General features: G+C 61.3%; 11 protein-coding genes and 1 pseudogene. 7 read left to right on the forward strand and 5 right to left on the reverse strand.

Features of this window, described 5'->3' with window-relative positions; all coding sequences use genetic code 11:
- From HX846_RS14340 to HX846_RS14350, 3 genes and pseudogenes are all read right to left on the reverse strand, one after another.
- Positions 1–358, reverse strand: a pseudogene (locus HX846_RS14340) (collagen-like protein); the annotation flags it as partial.
- Positions 351–644: a DUF1145 domain-containing protein gene (locus HX846_RS14345; RefSeq protein WP_178965594.1), complete on the reverse strand. Its 294-nt coding sequence runs from the start codon at positions 642–644 to the stop codon at positions 351–353. The pseudogene HX846_RS14340 and the gene HX846_RS14345, both read right to left, overlap by 8 nt.
- 128 nt (positions 645–772) lie before the next feature.
- On the reverse strand, positions 773–1,468 hold the full coding sequence (locus tag HX846_RS14350) for an OmpA family protein (protein WP_008432103.1): 696 nt from the start codon (positions 1,466–1,468) through the stop codon (positions 773–775).
- Between the two features lie 180 nt (positions 1,469–1,648).
- Between HX846_RS14350 and HX846_RS14355 the strand changes: the two genes are divergently transcribed.
- The 4 genes from HX846_RS14355 to HX846_RS14370 all read left to right on the forward strand — a co-directional run bounded on the left by HX846_RS14355 (position 1,649) and on the right by HX846_RS14370 (position 3,380).
- On the forward strand, positions 1,649–2,146 hold the full coding sequence (locus tag HX846_RS14355; protein ID WP_008432105.1) for a DUF6231 family protein: 498 nt from the start codon (positions 1,649–1,651) through the stop codon (positions 2,144–2,146).
- 4 nt (positions 2,147–2,150) lie between these two features.
- Positions 2,151–2,621 (forward strand): YchJ family protein, encoded by a 471-nt coding sequence (locus tag HX846_RS14360; protein ID WP_177009888.1) that lies wholly within the window; start codon positions 2,151–2,153, stop codon positions 2,619–2,621.
- Between the two features lie 61 nt (positions 2,622–2,682).
- A complete protein-coding gene (locus tag HX846_RS14365) occupies positions 2,683–3,183 on the forward strand; it encodes an LEA type 2 family protein (RefSeq protein ID WP_003213697.1) in 501 nt (166 codons plus the stop codon).
- Complete coding sequence (locus HX846_RS14370) at positions 3,180–3,380, forward strand: SEC-C metal-binding domain-containing protein (RefSeq protein ID WP_003213695.1); 201 nt, start codon at positions 3,180–3,182, stop codon at positions 3,378–3,380. The genes HX846_RS14365 and HX846_RS14370 overlap by 4 nt, the downstream gene beginning before the upstream one ends.
- Before the next feature lie 140 nt (positions 3,381–3,520).
- Here HX846_RS14370 and HX846_RS14375 read toward each other — a convergent pair whose 3' ends face one another.
- Both HX846_RS14375 and HX846_RS14380 read right to left on the reverse strand, forming a co-directional pair.
- On the reverse strand, positions 3,521–4,912 hold the full coding sequence (locus HX846_RS14375; RefSeq protein WP_178965595.1) for an ATP-binding protein: 1,392 nt from the start codon (positions 4,910–4,912) through the stop codon (positions 3,521–3,523).
- Positions 4,909–5,619, reverse strand: coding sequence for a response regulator (locus tag HX846_RS14380; RefSeq protein ID WP_003213692.1), 711 nt, complete (start codon positions 5,617–5,619; stop codon positions 4,909–4,911). Before HX846_RS14380 ends, HX846_RS14375 begins: the two co-directional genes overlap by 4 nt.
- Before the next feature lie 196 nt (positions 5,620–5,815).
- On the opposite strand from HX846_RS14380, the gene HX846_RS14385 reads away from it, so the two are divergent.
- From HX846_RS14385 to HX846_RS14395, 3 genes are all read left to right on the forward strand, one after another.
- On the forward strand, positions 5,816–8,197 hold the full coding sequence (locus HX846_RS14385) for a TonB-dependent siderophore receptor (protein ID WP_102606218.1): 2,382 nt from the start codon (positions 5,816–5,818) through the stop codon (positions 8,195–8,197).
- Positions 8,198–8,200: 3 nt separating this feature from the next.
- Positions 8,201–8,881, forward strand: coding sequence for a Fe2+-dependent dioxygenase (locus tag HX846_RS14390; RefSeq protein WP_087694267.1), 681 nt, complete (start codon positions 8,201–8,203; stop codon positions 8,879–8,881).
- Positions 8,882–8,909: 28 nt separating this feature from the next.
- Positions 8,910–9,528 (forward strand): ABC transporter substrate-binding protein (locus HX846_RS14395; RefSeq protein ID WP_178965596.1); only part of this gene is annotated, 619 nt, incomplete at its 3' end.

Genomic DNA, 9,528 nt, shown 5'->3' on the forward strand with positions numbered 1-9,528 from the left:
TAATCCGCAACACCAGGTCACGCCCCGCCTTGGCCGGGCGCTCATGGGTACCGGGAGCGCCGCGTGAGGTGATCTGGCTGCCCTGCTCCAGCTGCGCCTGACGCACCTGCAGTTGCAACGCGGTGCTACCGGGCACGATGGCGATTCGCGCGTCGCGGCCCAGGTGCAGTTCATCCACGGTCACCTGGGTGATATTGGCGGGAATCAGCAAGGTGCCGTAATCCGCCACGTCCAGTCGCTCCAGTTGCAACACACCACTGCTGTTGGGCAGGCGCATCAACGAGTTGGTCTCGACGCTGACGCTCTGGGCCAGGGCAATGGGGCTGACCAGCAGGGCCAACAGAAAAACCTTACGCATGATTGGCCTCCTTGTTTACATCATTAGCCGATGTCGGCGTCGAAAAGCTCTGCACATGGAACATACCCACCAGCAGGATCTGCAAGCGGTCACGCCAGGGATGGGCACGGGTTTTCACACTGCCGTTGAACAACAGCAGTTCCAGAACATGGGTCAGCAACAACAGGCTGCCGGCCAGGTTGACCAACAGGTGGAACGGGTTGATCAGCGGTGTGATCAGGTTGACCACCACCACGACCCAGAACAGCAACGTCAAGAATTTACCCAGCCCCCAAAACACCTTCATCCCGCACGCTCCCCTTGCACATTATTCTTTGGGCGCACAGTAACGACTTCTACAGGCGTTGTGCCAGTGAAGGATTAAAAAATTGATGAAGGGGCCCCTGGGGATTCCGCAGGGGCCTTGAGGCGGGGTCAGCGGTTGATCTGAATTTCCACGCGGCGGTTCAGCGCGCGGCCATCAGCGGTTTTGTTATCGGCTACGGGGTGGCTTTCGCCGGCGCCGGTCACGGAGACAAAACTGCTGCGCGGGATGCCGGAACTGACCAGGTAGTCGGTCACCGAATGAGCGCGTCGTTCAGAGAGTTTCTGGTTGTAGGCATCTTTACCGACACTGTCGGTATGCCCGCTGACGCGCAGCTGCGCACTCGGGGCCTCTTTTTTCAGGCGGGTGGCAATCACGTCGAGCTTGGTTTTGTCGGCAGCCGTGAGCTTCGCGGAGTCGAACTCGAAGTGCACGTCACGAATCACGATGGTTTCTTCCTTGACCACCACCACTTCCTCTTGAACCACCGCTACCGGCACCGGAGGGCAGCCATTGGCGTCGACCTGCACGCCTTTTGGCGTGCCAGGGCACTTGTCGCGGCTGTCCGGTACGCCATCGCCGTCCTCGTCACCGTCGCCATGCACCCAGCAATAGGCGCCAGCCATGCCGCCAATCAGCAGTGCGCCGTAGCCTGCATAGGACGAGCTTTGGGTCGCACCAATGGCAGCACCGGTCACACCGCCGACGGCGGCACAGGTGGGCCAGTCGGTTTTTTGCAAGCCTGCGCAACCTGTCAATACTCCGGTTAGCAGAACCAAGGGTAGAGCTGTCCGCATGATGCTCATCTGACTTTCTCCTGAGGGGATCGGCGGGGGCCGACGAGTGGAGTAAAGACGGCTCTTTTCATCTGCGCCAGCGTGTCACACCCCAGTATTCATTGGGCCGAGCGGTTTATTCTCGCCGCCCGCTCTAGGCCCGCACGCTCAGGCAGGCTAGTCTCTACGGTCCTGATGTGAGGATCTTCGATGACTGCCGGTATTTCTTCCCGTACACCCCAGCAAGCGCTCGCTGCGCTGCTTGATCTTCACGCGCCCAAACGCCTGTTGTTATTGGGCGCCAGCCAGTTCCCGGCGCTGGATGCCTTTAAGGAAGCACACCCGGATACCGTGGTGTCCTTCGCCGAGCCCGGCCCCTTGCCCACCGACCTCGCGGCCCAGCGTTTTGACCTGGCACTGGCGGTCGGTTGCCTGGAACACCTGTCAAAACCTGCGGGCCTGACCTTGCTGGGGGGCATTCGCAACCTCAATGCCAGTCGCATTGCGGTGCTGGTGGACCTGGAGGCCTGCCACTGGAAAGACACCGATTTCTTCTCCCTGGCCCTGCAAGCCAGCGAGCGTTTCCAGCGCGACGATCAGGTTTTGACGCTGTTTACCTATGATCTGCTTGACTATAAACAGGTGCCGGATTGGCTGAACGCCCGCTTCTGGGCCAACCCGCAAAATTTTGGAAAGTATTGGTGGTAACCCGATGAGTACATCCATTTGCCCCTGCGGCAGCGGCAACCTGCTGGATGCCTGCTGCGGTCATTATCACGCCGGCCACCCGGCCCCCTGCGCCGAAGCGTTGATGCGTTCGCGCTACAGCGCCTATGTGCTGGGCCTGGTGGACTACCTGGTGGCAACCACCCTGCCTGCGCAGCAAGCCGGGCTGGACACCACCGCCATCGGCGCCTGGAGCGCCCAAAGCACCTGGCTGGGCCTTTCAGTGGAAAGCTCCGAGGTGTTCGGCGGCCAGCCGGAACACGCCTTCGTGACCTTTACCGCTCGCTGGCATGACAGCACCGGCGAACACAGCCACCGCGAGCGCTCATCTTTCGTACAGAACAATGAGCACTGGTACTTTATCGACCCGACAGTGGACGTGAAGGCCGGGCGTAATGACGCCTGCGTGTGTGGCAGCGGGCAGAAATTCAAGAAGTGCTGTTCCGGCTACCTCTGACATTCATTGATACCCGACAGGCTCTCGCTTGCTATGCTGACTCTTCACACGGAGTAACGGCATGGTTTCTCAGGCGCGGGTATTCAGGACTTACAGCCTTCTGCTGGCATTGATGCTGGGGCTCTCCGGCTGCGCGTCGTGGTTCGCCGACGATACGCCCGCCCCCGAGGTGCGTCTGGTCAAGGTCGACCCCGTGCGGGTCAAGTTGCTGGAGCAGAAGTTCAAGCTCTATTTCCGCGTGGATAACCGTGACGACAACGACCTGACCGTACGCGGCCTGGTTTACAAGGTCAGCCTCGGCACGATGGTGCTGACCGAAGGCGAGTCCAACGAATGGCTGACCGTGCCACCCCACAGCCACGCTTTTTTCCGGGTATCGGTGCGCACCAACCTGTGGCCGCAGATCCGCGATGTGGTCGACATGCTGAAAAATCCGCGCGATCCCGTGCCCTATCGTCTTGAAGGCGAGTTGAAAACCGGTTTATTTATCGGGAACGACGTGCAGGTGTTGCGCAATGGCGAGATAATCCCCGGCGATTTTATTCCGGAGCGACATCGATGACTCAGCAACCCCATGTCCATGGTCCCGACTGCAACCACGATCACGATCATCATGATCACGACCACGGCCATGTCCACGGCCCGAACTGCGGCCACGCTCACCAGGAGCCGGTGCGCAATACGTTGAAGGACGTGGGTCGTAACGATCCTTGCCCGTGCGGCAGCGAGAAGAAATTCAAGAAGTGCCACGGGGCTTGAGTTAAGAAACCCGATTCTCGAAACACTGCACATCCAAATGTGGGAGCGGGCTTGCTCGTGAAAGCGCAGTGTCAGTCAACCTCTCTGTTACTGATACACCGCTTTCGCGAGCAAGCCCGCTCCCACATTTAGCCTGCATTTCAAGGCCAGGATTTGCGCTGAAACTCCAACACCACCTCCAATCCCCCACCCTCCCGATTGCTCAAGCCCAACCGCCCGTCATGGGCACTGGCGATCGTATGCGCGATACTCAGCCCCAGCCCGTAACCACCGGTTTCCACATTGCGTGAGCCTTCCACCCGGTAAAACGGCTCCATCACCTGTTCCAGTTGCTCCTGGGGAATCCCCGGCCCACGGTCGCTGATGACAATCTTCAAGCTGTCCGCCTTGTCCTCTACCCGCACCACCACCTCGGAGCCATAACGCACCGCGTTCTCCAGCAGGTTCTGCACACAACGCTTGAGACTGCGGGCATACCCCGGCAATGGCTGTTTGGCCCGCCCTTCTATCGTCACCGTCTCGCCCACGTCCTGCAGGTCCGCCTGCAAGCTTTGCAGCAAGGCGTTGATGTCGATGTTCTGGCGCTTCTCGTTGATTTCGCCGCTGCTGACGAAGTCCAGGGTGCTGGAAACCATGTGCTCCATTTCTTCCAGGTCGCTGCGAAAACGCTCCTTAGTGCGGTTGTCGTCGAGCATTTCCGTACGTAACCGCAGGCGCGTAATGGGCGAGCGCAGGTCGTGGGAAATCGCCGCCAGGAAGCGCGTGCGCTCGGCGATGTTGGCGATCAGCCGCTGCTGCATGGCGTTGAACGCCTGGGCGGCACGGCGCACTTCGGTGGGCCCATCGAGGGCCAGCGGTGGCCGCTGGATGTCCCGGCCCAAGGCTTCGGCAGCCTTGGCCAGGGCGTTGAGCGGGCGAATGGCCAGGCGCACCGCCACCAGGGCAATGATCACCAGCACCAATACCCGCAGCAGATAAATGCGCATCACGTAATCGAACAGCAAGTCCATCGGCGAAGTACTGGTCCAGCCTTGTTCCTCGGTGGCCTGCACCTGCAGCCAGCGCCCGTCCGGCAAACGCAGGTCAATCAGGAATTGCCCCACCACAGGCCTGGAGCTGAGCAGAGTCGACAGCCCGGCATGGTGGCCCTCGGCATCCAGCAACTTGAGGCTCAACAGATGCAGGTTCTGGGTGTAGCCGGTTTTCTCCGAGAGCACTTTATTCAGCAAGCGCTCGGTGGCCTGGTCGCTGTCGCTGATGCTGCTTGTCACATCACTGGCCTGGTCACTCAGGGTCAGGCGAAAGCGCGGCGTATCAAGCAGCTTGATCAGCACATCCGCCTGCGCCGGATCGCTGTGTACCAACCGCACCACGTCCGCCAGCCGCGTGGCGATCAGCCGGCTGGGGATTTCCAGCACCTGGCCGTGGCGCATGTCGTACCAGATGCTGCTGGTCAGGGCCTGAGCCGCGAGCATGCCGCTGACCAGGATCAGCACCAGCCGGCCGAACAGCGAACGCGGCAGCAGTTTCACGATTGCAGCGCCACGTCGTCGGCGGTGAGCATGTAACCCTCGTTGCGCACGGTCTTGATCAACCCGGCCGGCAACTGCGAGCGCAGTCGGCTGACGCACACATCAATCGAGCGGTCGAACGGCGTGCTGTCTTTGTCGAACACGTGGTTGAGCAAAAAGTCGCGGCTCAGCGGCCGGTTGGGATGCTGCAATAACAGGCGCAACACCCGGTAATCGGAGTTGCCGAGGCTGACCACCACGCCTTCCGGCGAAAGCAATTGGCGGGCCCGGGTGTCCAGCTGCCAGCCGGCAAAGCTGATGCTCGGTGCTTCATCGAGCCGCGCCCGGTCCGGAAAACTCTGCACCCGGCGCAGCACCACTTTGATCCGCACCAGCAACTCCCGCGGGTCGAACGGCTTGGGCAGGTAATCGTCGGCGCCGATTTCCAGGCCGACGATCCGGTCGATCAGCGTGCCCTTGGCGGTGAGCATGATCACCGGCGTATTGGAGCTGACGCGCAATTCGCGGCACAAACTCAGGCCGTCTTCGCCGGGCAACATCAGGTCGAGGACGATCAGGTCGATGACATTCAGCGCCAGGCGGCGGCGCATTTCCTTGCCGTCGCCGGCGGTGGACACCTGGAAGCCGGCGTCACTCAGGTAGTCGCACAGCAATTGGCGGATTTGCGGGTCGTCATCAACGATCAGCAGGTGGTCTTGCTTGGCCATGGGGCAATTCGTCCGAAACTCAAAAGGCAGGAGATAGCCGAAACTTCAGCCAGGAGTACGCGCAAATGTAATGGAATGTTGTGGGAAGCGGTAATCACGCATCCACATTACAAAGCCACGGCATGGCGGCCGGTATCGGTCTTTAGACTACCGAATCTAAATGAGATTAATTGTAATTTAGCCTAGGTCACTCCGAATGCCATTGCCTACCCCTCGCGCCCTGTCGCTGCAATCTACCCTTGCGCCGATGTTCGGCCTGCTTGCCGCCGGCAGCGTTTCTCCCACCGCCTGGGCCGATGCGCCGGTGGCGGCGTCGAATGATTCAGTGCTGAGCCTGCCGGAAATCAAGATCGACGGTGAAGCCACTTCCGCCTTTAAAGTCGACCGGGTGACCTCGGCAAAAATCAGCCAGCCGCTGCTTGATGCCCCGCAAAGCGTAACCATCGTCCCGCAGCAAGTGCTCAAGGAGCAAAACGCGCAGACCTTGCAGGAAGTGTTGCGCAACGTGCCGGGCATCACCTTCATGTCCGGCGAAGGCAACCTGGGCTGGGGCGACCTGTTTTCGATTCGCGGGTTTTCCTCGGAGCAGAGCCTGACCGTCGACGGTGTGCGCGATGCCGGCCAATCGACCCGCACCGACACCTTCAACCTGCAACAGGCAGAAGTGTTCAAGGGCACCGGCTCGATCGAATCCGGCGTTTCCGCGGTAGGCGGCAGCGTCAACCTGGTGAGTAAAGAGGCGCATCTGGGGGATGCCAACAAACTCTCGGCCGGCATCGGCACCGACAGCTACCGCCGCCTCACCGGCGATTTCAACCAACAACTGAATGACACCACCGCCCTGCGCATCAACCTGATGAAGCACTACAACCAGGTGGCCGAGCGTGACGACGTGGACTACGACCGCTGGGGCATCGCGACCTCCCTCGGCTTCGGCCTGGGCACCGACACCCGCCTGTTTATCGACACCTTCTACCAGAAGGACGACAACACGCCGGACGGCGGTGTGCCGATCCAGCGCGGCACCGACGGCGACCGCATGCCGGGAGTCAAGCGCTCCAACTGGTATGGCGACTCGCACCTGTACACCCAGCAGACCAAAACCACTTCGCTGACCACCCGCTTCGAGCATGATTTCGACTGGAACGAAGCGACCCTGAAGAACCAGACCAAGTGGGAGCGTACCGACAACTTCGCGGTGCTCTCGCCCGCGCGCTTCTTCGCCGCCAACGGCAATGGCCAAAAAACCTGCACCGGCACGCGCTGTGCGACCTTGGGCTACACCGGCGTAGGACCGATCAGCCAAGTGCCCGGCAGCACGGTAAATGCCTACCCGGGATACGCCAACAGCGGTAACACCGCCTACGGTATTTTGCGAGGGAGCGACTTCGGCCAGTCGACGCGCTATACCATCCTCGACAACCAGACCGACTTCGCCTTCAAGCTCAATACCGGCGGGCTGGAACACGCGGTGGTCAGCGGGCTCGAGTTCTATCACGAGACCTACGGCGGCCTGAAACGCAACGCCGAAGTGCCGGCCGGCGATCTGTTCTTCGACATGAACGACCCGAACCACAGCTTCGCCAGCAACGAAGTGACCAAGGGTGAAGGCCAGCCACGCTCAGTGATCGACAACGCCGGCATCTACCTGGGCGATACCGTCACCCTGAATGAACAGTGGCAAGTGCTCGGCTCCCTGCGCTACGACAACTGGCAGGCCAAAACCACCCAGCGTGGCCAAGCGTCCATCGACAGCACCGACGGTGCCGTGAGCGGCCGGGTCGGCGCGGTGTACAAGCCGTTGCCTAACGGCAGCATCTACGTGTCCTACAGCGAAGCGGCACAACCGTCAGCCCTGGGCGCGTCGACCAACAACCAGATCTACGGCGCCGCGAGCACCAGCAACTACACCCCGGCCAAGTCGAAGACCTACGAGATCGGCACCAAGTGGGACATTGCCCACGACCTGCTGAACGTCACCGCCGCGATCTTCCGCACCGAACTGGACAACTCCTGGGAATACCAGGACGGCGAAAGCGCTCCGGTACGCGCCCTCCCCGCCAAGCGCGTAGACGGTGTGGAACTGGGCCTGCAAGGCAATATCAGCCCGCGCTGGACGGTGTACAGCGGGTTCTCCGCGCTGAAAAGCACCCAGACCAAAGGGGCCAACAAAGGCGAGGAAGCCAAGAACGTTCCCGACCTGACCGCCAACCTGTGGACCACCTACGCCGTCACCGACGACCTGAGCCTGAGCTACGGCGCGCAATACGTAGGACGCCGCCGCTACAGCGACAACAAATACGTCGGCGGCCTGAACAACAACAGCAGCTACGCCACCGGCCCGTCCGGCGTGTACGCGATCTACACCCGCGACCACGAAAAAGCCCCCGGCTACTGGCTCAACAACGTGGCTGCGCAATACAAAGTGACCAGGCAAACCACGGTCAATCTCAACCTGAACAACGTGTTTAACAAGTTCTACTACAGCCAGATCGGCGCGTCCCTGGACGGCTTCCAGCTCTACGGCATTCCGGGCGCCGGGCGCACGCTCACCGCCAGTGTCGACTATGAGTTTTAAGCCGTGCTGATCGAAATCCCCGGCCTGTTGAGTGCCGAAGAAGTCGAGGTGGCCGTCGCCACCCTGCTCGATCAACCGTGGGTCGACGGCAAGGTCACCGCCGGGCAACGCTCGGCCAGGGCGAAAAACAACCGGCAGCTGTCGGAAGACGCGCCGGTAGCGATTCGCCTGGGTGAGCAGATTCTGTCTCGGCTGTCGGACAACGCGCTGTTCATGTCCGCCGCCCTGCCGAAGAAAATCTACCCGCCGCTGTTCAACCGCTACAGCGGCGGCGAGGCCTTCGACTGGCATATCGACAATGCGATTCGCGGCCTCAAGGGCGTGCGCGAACGGGTGCGCACCGACATCTCCGCCACCTTGTTCCTGGCTGATCCGGCCAGCTACGACGGCGGCGAACTGGTGATCCGCGACACCTTCGGCGAGCACTCGGTGAAGCTGACCGCCGGGCACCTGCTGATTTATCCCGGCAGCAGTTTGCACAAGATCAACCCGGTCACCCGCGGCGAGCGCATCGCCAGTTTCTTCTGGATCGAAAGCCTGGTGCGCGAAGACAGTCAGCGCCAACTGCTGCTGGACATGGACGTGGCGATTCAACGCCTCACCGCGCAACACGCCGACGACCACGCATTGCTGCAACTGAGCGGCGCCTATCACAACCTTTTGCGGCGCTGGAGCGATGTCTGATGCGCCGCCTTCACCTGGAGTTCTCGCCATGCTGAAACCCCGCAACTTCCTCAAGCTGGGCGCGCTGTTTGCCGTGCTGATCCTCGGCCACGCCGAAACCGCCGCCGCCCATGAAGTCACCGACGTGCTGGGCCGCAAGGTCGAGGTGCCAGACCACGTGCAACGCGTGGTGCTCGGCGAAGGCCGGCTGATTTCGGCCTTTGCCTTGCTGGACAAGGACGCGCCATTCCAACGGATTGTCGGCTGGCAGAATGACTTGAAACTGTTGGACGCCCACACCTATAACGCCTACGTGGCGAAATTTCCGACGGTAAAAGACATTCCGCTGATTGGCCAGGCGTCGGAGCAAAGCGTCAGCGCCGAGGAAATTCTTTCGCTGAAACCGGACCTGGCGGTGTTCAGCATTTCCGGCCATGGCCCGACTGAACACAGCCCGGTGGCGGACGTGTTGGCCAAGGCGGGCATTGCAGTGTTGTTCGTCGACTTCCGCATCAACCCGGTGCAAGGCACCCACGCCAGCATGACCGCCCTGGGTCAGGCCCTGGGCCGGGAAACCCAGGCCAAGGCGTTCCTCGACTTTTATGACCAGCACATCAAGGTGATCACCGACGCCGTCGCCACCTTGCCGGCCGGGCCGCGCCCGAGCG

This window comes from Pseudomonas sp. K5002 (genome assembly GCF_013386655.1).
Taxonomy (GTDB): domain Bacteria; phylum Pseudomonadota; class Gammaproteobacteria; order Pseudomonadales; family Pseudomonadaceae; genus Aquipseudomonas.